Source organism: Uliginosibacterium aquaticum (genome assembly GCF_012972705.2).
GTDB lineage: Bacteria > Pseudomonadota > Gammaproteobacteria > Burkholderiales > Rhodocyclaceae > Uliginosibacterium > Uliginosibacterium aquaticum.
In genome coordinates, this window is record NZ_JABCSC020000001.1 from 151,212 (window position 1) to 165,153 (window position 13,942).

At 54.0% G+C, this 13,942-nt stretch carries 11 protein-coding genes; 3 read left to right on the plus strand and 8 right to left on the minus strand.

Annotated features, from left to right (window positions below; genetic code table 11):
* Positions 1-126: 126 nt before the first annotated feature.
* The 8 genes from HJ583_RS00720 to HJ583_RS00755 form a co-directional block, all read right to left on the minus strand.
* Positions 127-360, minus strand: a complete 234-nt coding sequence (locus HJ583_RS00720; protein WP_170019633.1) for a helix-turn-helix domain-containing protein — start codon at positions 358-360, stop codon at positions 127-129.
* A 107-nt stretch (positions 361-467) separates the two neighbouring features.
* Positions 468-914, minus strand: coding sequence for a transcriptional regulator (locus HJ583_RS00725; protein WP_170019635.1), 447 nt, complete (start codon positions 912-914; stop codon positions 468-470).
* Positions 911-3,073: a GNAT family N-acetyltransferase gene (locus HJ583_RS00730; RefSeq protein ID WP_170019637.1), complete on the minus strand. Its 2,163-nt coding sequence runs from the start codon at positions 3,071-3,073 to the stop codon at positions 911-913. Before HJ583_RS00730 ends, HJ583_RS00725 begins: the two co-directional genes overlap by 4 nt.
* Before the next feature lie 140 nt (positions 3,074-3,213).
* A complete protein-coding gene (locus HJ583_RS00735) occupies positions 3,214-4,428 on the minus strand; it encodes a GIY-YIG nuclease family protein (RefSeq protein ID WP_170019639.1) in 1,215 nt (404 codons plus the stop codon).
* Positions 4,421-6,535 (minus strand): DEAD/DEAH box helicase, encoded by a 2,115-nt coding sequence (locus HJ583_RS00740; RefSeq protein ID WP_170019641.1) that lies wholly within the window; start codon positions 6,533-6,535, stop codon positions 4,421-4,423. Before HJ583_RS00740 ends, HJ583_RS00735 begins: the two co-directional genes overlap by 8 nt.
* Positions 6,528-9,329, minus strand: a complete 2,802-nt coding sequence (locus tag HJ583_RS00745) for a class I SAM-dependent DNA methyltransferase (protein WP_170019643.1) — start codon at positions 9,327-9,329, stop codon at positions 6,528-6,530. The genes HJ583_RS00740 and HJ583_RS00745 overlap by 8 nt, the downstream gene beginning before the upstream one ends.
* On the minus strand, positions 9,326-9,910 hold the full coding sequence (locus tag HJ583_RS00750) for a hypothetical protein (RefSeq protein ID WP_170019645.1): 585 nt from the start codon (positions 9,908-9,910) through the stop codon (positions 9,326-9,328). The genes HJ583_RS00745 and HJ583_RS00750 overlap by 4 nt, the downstream gene beginning before the upstream one ends.
* 15 nt (positions 9,911-9,925) lie before the next feature.
* Positions 9,926-10,609: a helix-turn-helix domain-containing protein gene (locus HJ583_RS00755; protein WP_170019648.1), complete on the minus strand. Its 684-nt coding sequence runs from the start codon at positions 10,607-10,609 to the stop codon at positions 9,926-9,928.
* Positions 10,610-10,692: 83 nt separating this feature from the next.
* On the opposite strand from HJ583_RS00755, the gene HJ583_RS00760 reads away from it, so the two are divergent.
* From HJ583_RS00760 to HJ583_RS00770, 3 genes are read left to right on the plus strand one after another with little or no spacing between them, the layout of a single operon-like run.
* Positions 10,693-10,953, plus strand: coding sequence for a helix-turn-helix domain-containing protein (locus HJ583_RS00760; protein ID WP_170019650.1), 261 nt, complete (start codon positions 10,693-10,695; stop codon positions 10,951-10,953).
* Entirely contained in the window at positions 10,953-12,218 is a 1,266-nt protein-coding gene (locus HJ583_RS00765) for a site-specific integrase (protein WP_170019652.1), read from the plus strand. Before HJ583_RS00760 ends, HJ583_RS00765 begins: the two co-directional genes overlap by 1 nt.
* Positions 12,205-13,941 carry a site-specific integrase gene (locus HJ583_RS00770; protein ID WP_170019654.1) on the plus strand — a complete coding sequence of 579 codons (1,737 nt, stop codon included), beginning with the start codon at positions 12,205-12,207 and terminating at the stop codon, positions 13,939-13,941. The genes HJ583_RS00765 and HJ583_RS00770 overlap by 14 nt, the downstream gene beginning before the upstream one ends.
* The last annotated feature ends 1 nt before the right edge of the window (position 13,942 follow it).

Consider the following 13,942-nt stretch of genomic DNA (forward strand, 5'->3'; position numbering starts at 1 on the left):
AGCGACGAGTCGAGGACATTGTGCAAGCAAGGATGGCGACCGCCAGAATTTAGCGGCTTCTGCTTGAAATGTCACTTATGGTGGCCTGCTCCTGCAATGCTGGCGACGGCACCTTTGAACGGTGCTTCAAGTGCGGAATAGCTCCCCGGGGTCGCACTCAAGAGTGCGGGCCAGCTTGAGGATATTCAGGAGGGCGATATTCCGCTGCCCACGCTCAACCCCTCCCAGGTAGCTGCGTGCCAAGCCGCTTTCCAGCGCCAGCTTTTCCTGGGACCAGCCGCGTTGCTTGCGCAGTGTGGCCAATCGACGGCCGAATGTTTGCAGGTCGGTTTGCTGTTCTGGGGTGAGCGAAATTTCCATAGCGCGATGCTAGGAATTCGCCCTCTTTGGGGCGACGCTCTATGAGTGACAAATCGACCGTATCGATCAATGCCTCTATCTGAAATGAACCTCAGGCATAGCCAGAATTACATATTTTGTTCAAATTTAGAATTAAGCGCAAATAAAAGCGAAGTACCCATCTCTAGCCGACAGTAAAACTGAGGGGGCTGAAAGCCTGGCGCATTTTTTCTCAATTCATCGAGGGAGATAGATGTTTTTAATTTCTTTGGGTTTGATATTGACATAGCTGAAGCCTTTGAGGCTCCGTCAAAATAGCTTGTAAATTCTGATTTTTTGAGGCCAGAGACAGCTCCAAACTTTCGCCATACGGTACTTGGGGCTGCTGAGTATGTCGTGCCAACTGTCGCATATCCAACAACTGCTCCAACGGGCTTTTTTACATAGAACCAGACGATGGCTCCCGGCTCTATGTGCATAGTTCTGCGCCTTAATTCAACCTTCTTTGTCCCGCCAATAATATTGTTGGCATGGCGCTCTTCTAGTGATATGAGCACATGCTGAGTATGTTTCATCCGAGGCCTTTTTCTAGAATTTTCTGAACTTGGTCAGCAGATAGCCGTTGAGTCGTAATTAGTTGATGGGGATTTCCACAGCCCATTGCCTTCAAATCGAACATTGAGACTGGCCGCGGCAGGCGTAAAATGTTATCGAATACCGTAATGGTTTTCGTTTTTGATTTACCGATGGCGGAGAGCTGATTGCTATTAAGAACAGACGGAGCCAAGTCGTCAGCTTGCATGGCAGCTTCTTCCCGCAGATAAGCTCGAAGCACGCGCCCAAGGGCAATGACAGCCCCTACGCCACCATTCTTGGCGGGCTCGTAAAAGAACATCATATCCCCGCGATTGAAATTCTTGAGCGTTTTTTTGTCACTCAGATAGTGGCGCTGCTGAGAAAGATGCGCTTTGCTGCTTGGAAGCAATGATGCTTGGGGGGATTCGGACAGCAGGTGTTCTTCAAATTGTTTCCGAATGGGGACCATTACACCCTCGCGTCCCGCAAGGCCAAATATCATTGGCGCCAACAGGGTTTCAAGCCTAAAGATAGGAACAAGCACTCTCTGGCCATCAGCCCTAGTAACTGAAATTTGCTGATCAATATGTCGAAAGATTGGTGGTTGCTCTGGTAGAGAAATTTTACAAGCGTTTTTAAGAAACTCTCTTGAATGATCCCAGTTTTTAGGGGTTAGCCGTTTTTTGAATACGATTTTTTGTAGGTCGGTCGGAGTCGTTGATGACGCCATGTAACCAAACAAGCCTGCTACTTCCCGAAGAACAACCTGACGGGGAGGACACCTCAGTCGTATGTGCCCAACGTCCCCTGATCTAATGGTTCCAGTAATGTTGCTCAATAAGGCTTGAGCTACTTCATGCGCTCCTGGCTGATCTTCTGCAATGGCGACATGCGCTCGAATGTCGAAGGATCGAATGTTTACTGGCCACACAAGGTATCCAGCTATTTTTCCGTTGCAACGAGCTATCTGTCTAAAACAGGCTGTACTTTGGGCTTCCGTTGAAGCCCACTCGTTAACTTGAGTTGCCACATCAATGCCAAGCTCTCTCAGCATCTCATGAATTTCAGGTGTGTCACTAGGCGACGCCGAATGCACTTCAATTATGTTTTTAGCGTGGGATCGGTGAATTGCTGTTTCAGTTGCGCTCTCTGGATCAACTTGAAAAAGCTCCGGAGAAATGACATCCAACCCAAACAGTTTTCTGAGATCTGTCGCCCGATCAAGAATTCGACCGTCACTAGTGATAATCCCAGGAAGTCTATGGTAAATAGCTGTCGCTAGGTGCTTAAGATCCGAGCTGTCGTTTTTTGTCAGAGAGTCAGATGCATGTCGTTCGGGAAATATTATCTCAGCAAGAGCAGGAAACAACCGCTGCCATTCGCTCTCTGGCGGAGTCGCAAATTTCGCGAATGTTGCAGCAAAAGAGAGCATAGGGTCTGTTTTGCCGTCTCGTGCCGTCCGATTTAACTCAGTGTCGATTTCGGTACTGATGGCTAACGAGCATGCTTGCATCCTTTGCGCTCGAAAAACATTCATGGCCAATTCATGCCGAGGCCGCCGAGGTCCGAGATCAAAAAGTACATTCAGATCCAAGAGATAAAGCGGCTTCGCTGTCCCCTCGGCAATATCCAATCCAAGCGGATCGGCTGCACTAATCCCGCTTGAGGAGAAAAGTTGTGGCGTATTTAGCTCGTGAGCCCTGACTACAATGGTGCGATTCCGGCTGGCTCCGCCAGGCTCTACTCTTTGCGCATAAAATCCATGGGCCTCCCAAAATGCATTGGCCGCTTTGAGGTCTTCCGCTACTCGGGCATGGATTGAAATGAATTGAGCATCAGTTAGCGCGCTCTTCAACGTGTTTAAAAGAGCTATGCCGACTTTCTTCCCTCGGTACGGCTCGGATACGAATATTTGTCGAACGTGAGCTTTTGGAAAGCGGACATCAAATAAAAGATGACCCGCATAGCGCTCATCTCCATTGATACGCACCGTTGCTACAAAGAGCTTTCCGTGTCGGCAGTATTCCGGATACACACTGCGTGAGAAAAACCCGAGAGCCTTCTTGTCACTGTCTGCTGCACATATGACGTCGCTTATGAATGCAGCAACATCCTTTTGTTCCGTGAGCACCCTGACAGAGTTTTCGTTGACGTCCATGCCGACCCTTTGTTTTTACTGGCGGTGAGAACCCGCTCGTAACTACATGCCACCGATTTATCTCAACAGTTAGTGCATCGAAATAAGTGAGCGTATTTCAAAAAAATCCGGTTTGCTCCGCACATGAACGGCCGACATAGCTATCGCTGGCACACTAATTTAGCCGAAGACAAATCGTATTCCGCCCCGGTAACCGACCCATCCCGAATCCGCTGCACTGCCTCATCAATCACCTGCAATGGCACCAGGAACCATTCTTTCGGCTTCACCGGGTTCCCGAAGCGGTCTTCGATGGTCAGGTCGATCTGGGCTGCGCCGAACAGGCGGTGGAAGATGCTTTCCAGCTTGCTGCGGTTCAGGTTGTGGAGCTTGTAGGTGGCGACTACTTCCACACCGGCCAGCAGGTAAGTCGCATCCTTCTCCGCCCCGGCGATGCGGGTTTCAACGCTGCCGCCAGTGACGCCGATTTTGTGGATCAGCTCGCGATGCTCGACGATGAAGGGATGGGTGGAGTTGCTACGCAGCACGTAGATCGTGCCGCTCTCGATGTCATCGGGTTCTAGCGTGTCGCCAAACTGCGTCGCTGCATCCGGTTCTGCGGCGAACAGCGGCCCCATGTCCGGATCGGTCAAGCGGCGGCCTGTGTCGTCCTTGTAGAGCGCCCGTTGCAGCGAGCGGCGCAGCAGATTGCTCTCTGTACCGTTGGCGTAGATTAAACGCAAGCGCGCATCGCTCTCGCCGTTTGGCGCCCGGATTTCTTCGCCCACTTCGGCCACATAGGCAAGCTGCCCGCCGATGATGAAATAGTTTCCGCCGACAATGCTGGTGTCGCGACCATAGCGCCGAGTGATCCGCACGCCAGACTTCATATCCCGCTCGACTTGCTCAAATAGCGGCTTGAACTTCTCGAAATCTGCACAGGCGCTGCGGTCTGCGATCTCTTCCGCTGCACGCTTTTCAGTGCTGGATCGCACATGGCGCAGCACAGTGATGTCGTTCTGGTCGGCAGGCTCAGCCTCTATTCCCAGCTCGGCCAGCAGCGCATCTTCATCCAGATCATCCACACTCACGGCCACCGCCGCACCACTCAACAAGCCCGGCGCATCCAGATCAGCCAGCAGGGCATGCGCTTCTGGCAACTTGCGCAGCTGATCCAGGCGCACGGCGTACAGCCGCTCGAAGATGTCCCGCCCCTCGCCATGCTGCGGGGGGCGTTTGTGCGTTTCGTAGAAGCGCAGGATGTCCTCGAAGCCCGCGATGATGCGTTCTTCTTGCGGGGTGCGGCTGGATGTTTTGAGCGGTACAGCCTCTACACCCAGCGCACTCAGCAGTTCGTCATCATCCATATCAACCATTGCCGGACTCTCCCTGCGCCTGCGCTGCCTTGATCTGCGCAACATAGCGCGCGAATGCCGCGACACCTTCAGCCATGCGTTTTTCCCAAGCATCGGCCGAATTGATGTCGGGCAGGCGGCCGCGCTCTTTCTTGAATTGCAAAGCGCGCTTGGCCAGATCACGCGCTTCTTCCTCCGGAATGCTCACTTTCTTGGCTGCAATGCTCGCCTGCACCTGGCGCAGGGATTTCTCATCCATAGCCTTCGCCAGCACCGCATAGGCGGCGTCGAAGGGGTTGATGCGGTCAATCAGGTCGATGTCCAGGTCGCGCACATTCACGAACTTGCGTACGCCATCCAGCAAGGCTGTCGAGCCGCCTTGTGCTGTGCCGTTCGCATCCGCTTCAGCCAGCGCCAGCTTGGCTTGTTGGGTGATGTTCATGGCGGCAATGGCGTGCTGGCGAATGGCTTCCTGGTCTTCTTCGCTCAGCTCCGGGTAGCGCTCGCGCACGATCTTGCCCATGCGCAGTTGAGTCAGCTCTTCTGGCAAGGTGTTTTCCTTGTCGAAGAGGCCACGCTCCACCGTGGTTTTGTCCTGCAAGAAGCTGGTCACGACTTCGTTCAGGTCTTCTTTGCAGATGCGTGTGGCTTCCGGGCTTTGCGGTTTGACCAGCCCGTTGATCTCCACATGAATCTCACCTGTGGCCGTGTTCACACCGACGTTGTGCTCGCCTTCCTTGTAGCCGCCTTCGTATTCAAAGCCTGGCTGCGGGCCTGCGTTCTTGGGCGTGAACTCATAGCGCGGCGCCAACACCTGCTCCATCAGCAGGCTGGCCGAAATTGCCTTGAGCATGTCGTTCACCGCCTCGGCCACGGCGGTTTGTTCGGCAGCAGGTTCTGCGATCAGGTTGGTGAAGCGTGAGCGTTCCTTGCCATCGGCATCGCGGGTAGCGCGGCCAATGATCTGCACGATTTCAGTCAGGCTGCTGCGGTAGCCAATGGTCAGCGCGTGCTCACACCAGATCCAGTCAAAGCCTTCCTTGGCCATGCCCAGCGCGATGATCACATCCACATGATCGCGGTTGTTTTTGTGCGCAGGGTCTTTCAGGGCGGCGAGCACCTTGGAGCGCTTGGCCGCATCGCTGTCATCCACCAGATCAGCCACGCGCAAGGTGCGTCCATCACGGGTCTGCACCAGATGGAAACCCGTCGATTCATCGACGCCCTTCCATTCGCCCAGGCCGTGCATGATTTCATCCACCTCGCGTTGCTTGTCCTTGAGGCTTTCGCGGGCATTCACGTTCGGGATGTGGACGATGGTTTTCAGTGCCGGGTCCAGCACCTTGTTAACCGCATCCACGTAAGCACCGGTGTAGAAGAAGTAGCCGATATCCAGCGACTTGAGCCAGCGATAACCGTTGAGCTGTTCATAGTAGGTATAAGTGACCGTCTCGAACTTGGCCTCATCTGCCGGGCCCAGCACGGCTTCGCTGTCGCCACGGAAGTAGGAGCCAGTCATCGCCACCAGATGCACCTTGTCGCGCACGATGAAGCCGCCCAATTGGCTGCCCAGCTTGTTATCCGGGTTGCTGGAAACGTGGTGGAATTCGTCGATGGCAATCAGGCGGTTGTCGAACGCATGCACGCCCAGCTCTTCCACTGCAAAGCGAAACGTCGCATGGGTGCACACCAGCACCTTGTCAGCGCTGGCAAGAAACTCGCCCACGGCTTTGACTTTGGATTTGGCCACCTTCACATCATCCACTCCGGGCGCGTTGCACAGGTTCCACTGGGGGGCCACCTGCCAATCCCAATAGAAGCCGTGCTCGCTTAAGGGTTCATCCGCAAAGCTGCCGCCAATCGAGCGCTCCGGCACTACCACAATGGCTTGCTGCAAGCCCTGGTTGTTGAGCTTGTCCAGCGCAATGAACATCAGCGCGCGCGATTTGCCCGAGGCCGGCGGGGACTTGATCAGCAGGTATTGCTCGCCACGCTTGGCATAGGCGCGTTCCTGCATCGTGCGCATGCCCAATTCATTGGCCTTGCTGGAAGCGCCGGTTCGCGCTGTTGCAATGGAGACCGACGGCACGGTATAGGCATTGGTCGGATTTCCGATGTTTTCACTCACGCTTTTTCCCCCTGGTTGCTTTTGTAGCAGGCGCAGCCTTGGCCGCTGCCGCAGTCATTTTTGTATACAGCTCGAAAAGCTTTTCCAACCGCTCGGTATCGTTCTTGAAACGACGGCCGATGTAGATGCGCTCCAGCACCTCGTCATTACGCTCGTGCGCGCGGCGAAGGTTGTCCGGCATGTTCTCCGGGTCATACAGATCGGCGATGGTGGCGGGGAAGTGCGCTTCGCGGGCCAGCAGGATGTCTTCGGCACAGGCAGTGAGGTCGGCCTTATTCTGCTCGGTGAGCAACGGCACTGGAAAGGTGTTGTAACAAAGTGCCGACGTATACCTAATGTCAGTTTTGAGCCTGCCAGCTACCGCACGCACCCAAGCGATATGCATTGTTGAAGAGATAATTGAAAAAACGTGTGGCTTTGGAGATTGCACAATGCTTGCGGCATTGCTAACGATATGGCGATCATCCAATAGCCCTGCCGTGATGTAATCACGCCTTTCCGAAAAGACGGTTGGAATAATTAACTGGTGACCTCGTTGCTTGTTAGTCCATGCAAATTTGTGAGGCCGACTAACTGCTGTCTGTGCTCGTGTTCCTGCACTTGCTCGAAATTTCCGAACAGCGTCAATGCGCTTAGCTATTTGAGCAACGCCTGCTGCAATGGAGGCGTCTGCGTCCTCAATCCACAAACACCAGCGGGGCATGCCACGAATAAACTCGCTCGACCCGAGATAAGGGCGTACAAATCGCTCAGCCGCACCGCCTGAGTCCGTCATCAGCGCCCGGTATTCGTCACTTGACAATATGAGGTTCCCACCATCTAAGGCGCCGCTGCCATCGGTAATCAGCGAGTCGAACGACAGAGGTACCTTCGCCGCAGTCACAAAAACATTCTTGGCATTTAAAAGATAAGCGTTTATCTGCTCAACTCGACGGACGCTCGCTACTCCGGAAGCACCAGCTTCGTACAAAAATTTGTCTTTTACAGGGGAGGAAGATAAGCCAACGACAATTACTGATACACCGGCGTTGTGGCTAGCTAAGTTGGCCCATTTAAATGACGTATGAGCAAAAGAAATTTCCTGACCTAGCTCGGCGACAAGCGGCCACAAAACCGATGCTTGAATTCCTTGGCAAACTGAATTTGTAGTAACAAAGGCTGTACCGCAAGGCGAGCGAGCGCTGTATTCCGCGGCTTTGAGAATCCAGCCGGCCACATAGTCCAGTGCTTTCCAGCCGTCACATTTAGGACCAAGAATTTGGCCAAGATCCTCTGTTTGCTCAGGTGTTCGCCAGTTGCTACCTTTGTATGGCGGGTTCCCGCAGATGTACGTTTCGCCACCCTCATTCGCAAAATCGATTTCTGACTGATTTAGCGGCGTGCCAAACAAATCATCGGCCACCACCTTCACGCCAGTGCCCGTAGGCGGACAAATACTCAACCAATCCAGCCGCAGCGCGTTGCCACACACAATCCAGTTCTGTGCATCCAGCGGCAAAAATTCCGCCAACGCTTCCTTTTGTCCGCGATACAGCACATCGCACTGGTACTCGGCAATGATCAGCGCCAGGCGCGCGATCTCGGCCGGGAAGTCACGCAGCTCGATCCCACGGAAGTTGGTCAGCGGGATTTCGCTGCGCAGATCCGGCTCGTCGCGGCGACGGTTGATTTCCGCCTCAATCTCGCGCATCTGCTTGTAAGCGATGACCAGAAAGTTGCCCGAGCCGCAGGCCGGGTCGAATACGCGGATGCGCGCCATGCGCTTGCGCAAATTCAGCAGCTTGGCCTTGTTGTCACCTGCCGCTTCGAGCTGTGCGCGCAATTCATCCAGGAACAAGGGATTCAGCACCTTGAGGATGTTCGGTACGCTGGTGTAGTGCATGCCCAGGGAGCCGCGCTCTTCGTCGTCGGCCACTGCCTGGATCATGCTGCCGAAGATGTCTGGATTGATCTCCCGCCAGTTCAGGCCACCTGCGTGCAGCAGGTAGGTGCGCGCCATGCGGGTGAAGCGCGGCACCTCGGTACTGCCGGAGAACAGGCCGCCATTCACATAGGGGAATTTTTTGTCGGCCCAAGCTGGCAAGCGTGGCTCGGCGTTGGCACGATCCGCACGCTTGATGTTCATCGCGCGAAAGATGGCTTCCAGCACCTCGTGGGTGTTGCCGCCATCGCGCTCGCTCATCTGCTCGATGGTCTGGGTGAACACGCCTTCGCCATTGAAGATATCGGTGTCTTCGGCAAAGAAGCAGAACACGAGACGCGCCATGAAGTGATTCATGTCGGCGCGTCGTTCTTCCTTGGCCCAATCCGGGTTTTCGTTCAGCAGCTCGACGTACAACTTGTTCAGGCGGCTGGTGGCGCGCACGTCGATGGGGTTGTCCTTGATCTCCTTGATGGTGGAGATGCCCGCCAGCGGCAGGAGGAAACCAAAGTGATTCGGCAGATCAGCATAGGCGCAGGCGATGGTTTCGCCGCTGGCCAGCTCTTCGGCCTCAAGGTTCTGGCCATCAGTGGCCAGGATGAACTTGGCCTTGGCCTTTGCGGTGGCCGGGCTGGCGCGCAAAGCCTTGAGGGCTTCGCCCACGGTGCCTGGATCGCAAACGGAAATATGGATGTTGTTACGCAGGAGCACCGCGCCCGGCAAATCCGAAGCGTTGTTGTTGCCAGCTCGCAGCTTCTTGAGCGTCGTATCCTTGTTGCCGAAAGCGGCGAGGAAGGCGTACGGAAACTCGGCCCGGTCGAAGGGCTCAATCGCCAGATCAGAGATTGCTGATTCGATTTCTACTGCGTTCATTGTTCTTGGTCTGTGTGAAGCGGCGAGCCATCGCGGCTGTATTTCGGAAGTATCCAGCTTTGGCCGAGTTTCAAGCCGCGTTTTCTCAATATTCCGACAGGTTCAAAGCCGATACGTGAAGCAAACCAGAGCATGAACACGGCGATTCCGCACAGAGAAAATGCCAAAGACATTCTTGTTGGAGTGTTCGCCGAGAATGGCTGTAGTCGGAACGAGGCCAGCGCGGCACACGTAACAGCGCTCACAAGGAAGAAGTGCCCCCAAGCGAAGGCGGCGATGCGGGCGGACAGCCGGGTTGCCGCGCCTTTGCCGAGGGTGAGGCACCCCCCGGTATAGAGCGCGGTGATCTCCTTGTTGGTCAAATCCCAATGACACTGCAGGTCTATGACGTCCTGCCTCTGCTCCGCAGGCGCATCGAAACCAAAGCGGTCGCGAAAAACATCCTCATCCCAAATGGCACGCTGATTACGCGCCGCAGTGGGGGATAAGAGGGTATCGCCCGAAGACGGGTGTTCGTAATAGTCCCGCGCGGCGAAACGACTCTTGCCGCCGAACGCGATCTGGATGTGTAAGGCTCTCATGCGGCGGGGGCTCGGTCAGTGTTCATGGAAGTCTCCGCCCGCAAATTTGTTGCTGCCACCAAAGGCTGTCTGCACGACTGAGCCGCCGGCGTCTGGCGCCTGTTTGCTCTGGTTGATCAGCGCGGCCAGAGGGTCGGAACTATTGGCCTGAAGCTGCTGCATGGCAGCCCGCAAAGCAGCGCGTGCGCGTTCGACTGGATCACGCTGGCTCAGGTAGCGGTTATAGAGAGACGTGACTAAGGGGTCGCGTGATGTGGCTGCAGCCAGCATGTCTAGCAATGCCTGGCGGGCGGGCGTAACCGTTAGAGCGGGAGGGCGCTCGCCCAGTAGCTCCGACACCAGCGCTTTGGCCTCCGGATTACCGGCCGCCATAAGCATCGCAAGCTCGACTCGCAATGCGGCTGTGTGCAGCCATTCCGGATCAATGAACGGATCGCCCCGCAATGTGCCTTTGCCGAGCACGAGCCAATCAAGGCTGACCCCAAACGTGGTGGATATCTTCGCCAGGAAATCCAGGCCGGGCCGGGACTTGCCACGCGCCAGGTTGCTGATGAAGGCGGAAGTTGAGCCGAGCTGCCGCGCAAACTCGTTTTGCGAGATGTTTAAGGCCGCGAGCAACTGCCCGAAGCGGGCGCAAAAACCGTCCTGCGGGTCGACACCGCTTGCTCCAAGCCTATCCGCTGCGCTAGAGTCGCTCATTATCGAATAGCGATTGCTATCAATAGATAGGTTTTCGCGTTGTTGTAAGTAGCTAATTCTATCTTTGCGGAGCGTGGGAAGCCATGGGTGGCAAAACATTGCAGGGCGTGGATATCGCGTACCGGCTGCGCACGCTGGGCTGGACACAAGTGGCGCTCGCAAAGGATCTGCAGGTCAGCCACGGCATCGTTAATAACGTGATTCATGACCGGGCGACCTGCCATCGCGTGGCCTTGCGAGTAGCGGAACTGCTGGGCAGCAGTCTGCAAGAACTGTGGCCAGGCCGTTATGAGTTCAAGCCTCGGGGCAAACGCCCTGCGAACGCCTGCGACGTGGGGCGTTAATGGCGAGACTGGAATACATCCGCTATCAGCCACATCGGCCGGAAATCGTTGGCAACTCTGTTCAATGGGTTTCGGATGCGGCGGTTCGGGCAGTAGAGCGCCTGCCGCAGATATTCTGGGCTGATGGCCAGCCATGGAATGAGGCCAATCTGTGGGCGCTTGAAATGAGCCGGAGCCGGGATGTAAAGGCGAAAACCGTTCAAAGCCTGATGGAGCATCTACATAAATACGCGAAGTGGCTTGTAGACGAGCAGATAGATTGGCGGCACTTCCCAAAGAACAAGGCAGAGCGGGTATTAATAAGGTATCGCGGATTCCTGATTGATTCCCGTGACAGAGGGGGGCTAAGCCCTTCAACGACGACGGCTCGAATGCGGGCCGTAATCCGCTTTTACCGATTCAGCTCAGGGCACAACTTCATCAGCCATGAAGCTCCGAAATGGCAAGATCGAGTGGCCGTCGTGCGTTACTTCGATAGCGTCGGATTCGAGCGGACGCTTCAGCGGATAACTACAGATATCTCGATACCGAATCGAGCGAGGCCGGGAGTCAGGCTTGAAGACGGCCTATTGCCGATTACTGCAGAGCATATGCAGGACTTGCTTCGCTACACCACGGAACACGTCAGTGAAGAGCTGCATTTGATGCTGCTGATCGGCTTCTTTACAGGGGCTCGCTTAGGAACAATCACCTCAATGAAAGTCCCGGCGCTTGAGAATGCATTAAGAGATCCTGGTGTGCCCGGTATGTGGGTGGTGCCCGTCGGTCCAGGGACGGGCATTTCTACGAAATTTGATGTATCCGGGGATCTGCTGATTCCAGATGAGCTGATGCGCCTGATGAAAGCCTATTCGACCTCTGCGAGACATCTAGACCGGGTAATAAAAGCGGACAAATCAAATAAGGCATGCCTTTTCTTGACTCGATTTGGGAATCCGTTCAAGCCGGCTGCAGTGAATCGAGAAATGGTAGATCTTCGTCGCCAAGGTATCTGCGCAGGGTTGAAATTTTTACTGAGATTCCATTTTCACCAGACTCGGGCGACATATGGAACATGGTTAATGTCCATCTCCATTGGGGTTGGAAACGTTAAGGCCGCAATCGAGTTCGTCAGAAGAGCGATGCATCATCGACATGAGTCCACAACATTTCGATACATCACATTTATTGAGCACACAAAGGCGAAAATTGAGGTGGCCAGCGCGTTTACGCTGGCTTTTTTTGGGGTCTCAAAAAGCGTGAGGCCAAGAAATGAAAAATACTGATATCCCGGACCTGACCTTTCCCATGGTTGAGTATGGGCGGCATCAAACTCCATGGGATTTGCGCATATTCCTATATAGGGGTGCGACAGGGGAGAATGCCCGGGTGGTTGCCGAAAAAATTAATTCAGGACTGTTTGGCGATGTGATTGAGGAACGTTTAGGCCTCGTAAATGACATCCATGCAGTATTGATCTCCGCATTGGTATCCGGTGGATCCCCACATACGGCGCGCGCTGCTGTCCGTAACTTAAGGACATTCTGGACATGGGCGGATCAAGACCCGATAAATCGTCCGATAAGCTATCAGACCGTTGAGTCGACATACCGGCATTGGTGTGACTACTTAATTCATCTCTATAAGACCAAGAGTGTTTCTGGAGAAACGATGCATACGCTAGCTAGTACAGTGGCGAGCGTTCTGAATAGGGTCTTCGAACGTAAAACATCGCTTTTGGAGACAACTAGAGTGCGACGCCCAAAGAAACCACGGCGGGCTGTTGGTGGGAGAGGGGCTGACAAAAGTTCTTTATCTTCGGCTCTTGAGTTTGGTGGCCTTTTGATCGACGTAATTAATGGGTTGTCAGCAGACGCGTTACTTGGCCCCTTGCCTGTACGAATCAAACTGCGCTCAGGGCAAGAGCTTGTTGAGTGGTCAGGGATGAAAGATAGAGAAAGTCTCGTGGCGTATAAATCTGGATATAAATATTCAAAATATGCGGAAAGCCAAGTACGGGCGGCAAGGGAGCAGCGAGAAAATAACACGAGCATGAGCAGAAGGTTTCCACTGGCAAATCTTCGCCTTGAAGCTGAACTATTGCTGTTCATCTCACAAACTGGCATGAATTTGGCGCAGGCCTACAGGCTGAAAATTTCACAGTACAGCTATAAAAGCTCCATAGATGGTTATGAAGTTAGGGAGTATAAGAACAGAAAATCGGGTGAGGTTTTGTTTGAGGTCTACTCTGAGTACCGCAGACATTTTGAAGCGTATCTAAGTTGGAGGCGCAAGTTTTTTTCTTGCAGCCAGGAGTTGTTTCCGTTCGTAAGAATAAATGGCCGATCAGATATTAATGCACCTTATTTCACAAGATTCAGGAATGATATCTGCCTACGGTCTGGAATTAAATTTGTGCCACCATCAGTTCTTCGCAAAGTCAGGGTTAATTGGCTTTTGAAGAGATCTAGAGACCCAGAGCTTGCGGCGGAGCAATCCCAGCACACGAAAGAAACTCTGATTCGAGTGTACGAAGAGCCTAGCCTTCAAGTCGCTATGGCCGAGATTGTTCAATTCTGGCCTCTGCACGATCCATCAACGGGCGTAAGCGGAAAGGAAAGTGTAGCGCCGGGCATATGTGATGGCGTACCGGAATTGGTGTCAAATATCCCGGAAATGACGCCTGTTCCGGATTGCAAAACTCCAACAGGGTGTTTGTTTTGTGCGCATCATCGCGACATTGATAGCCAGGATTATGTTTGGTCTGTTGCAAGCATGAGATGCCTGAAAATGATTGTTCTTCAAGGGTATGCGCCTATTCAGAAAGGCAAGGTCGATCCTGCTGCGTATGTTGATCTTGCTATCGATGTTTTGAGTTCAAAGCTCAAATGGTTTAGTGGTTCAAATGCTTTGCGAAAATCTTGGGTTCATGAGGCGTTAGAGCGGGTGGATGAGGGTAGTTATCATCCGCACTGGAAATATCTAATCGAAAGCACGTGTGAGGTCTGAA

Excerpts from the sequence above, each read along its gene's own strand:
- HJ583_RS00720 (WP_170019633.1), bottom strand. The coding sequence starts at position 360 with ATGGAAATTTCGCTCACCCCAGAACAGCAAACCGACCTGCAAACATTC.
- HJ583_RS00725 (WP_170019635.1), bottom strand. The coding sequence starts at position 914 with ATGAAACATACTCAGCATGTGCTCATATCACTAGAAGAGCGCCATGCC.
- HJ583_RS00730 (WP_170019637.1), bottom strand. The coding sequence starts at position 3,073 with ATGGACGTCAACGAAAACTCTGTCAGGGTGCTCACGGAACAAAAGGAT.
- HJ583_RS00735 (WP_170019639.1), bottom strand. The coding sequence starts at position 4,428 with ATGGTTGATATGGATGATGACGAACTGCTGAGTGCGCTGGGTGTAGAG.
- HJ583_RS00745 (WP_170019643.1), bottom strand. The coding sequence starts at position 9,329 with ATGAACGCAGTAGAAATCGAATCAGCAATCTCTGATCTGGCGATTGAG.
- HJ583_RS00750 (WP_170019645.1), bottom strand. The coding sequence starts at position 9,910 with ATGAGAGCCTTACACATCCAGATCGCGTTCGGCGGCAAGAGTCGTTTC.
- HJ583_RS00755 (WP_170019648.1), bottom strand. The coding sequence starts at position 10,609 with ATGAGCGACTCTAGCGCAGCGGATAGGCTTGGAGCAAGCGGTGTCGAC.
- HJ583_RS00760 (WP_170019650.1), top strand. The coding sequence starts at position 10,693 with ATGGGTGGCAAAACATTGCAGGGCGTGGATATCGCGTACCGGCTGCGC.
- HJ583_RS00765 (WP_170019652.1), top strand. The coding sequence starts at position 10,953 with ATGGCGAGACTGGAATACATCCGCTATCAGCCACATCGGCCGGAAATC.
- HJ583_RS00770 (WP_170019654.1), top strand. The coding sequence starts at position 12,205 with ATGAAAAATACTGATATCCCGGACCTGACCTTTCCCATGGTTGAGTAT.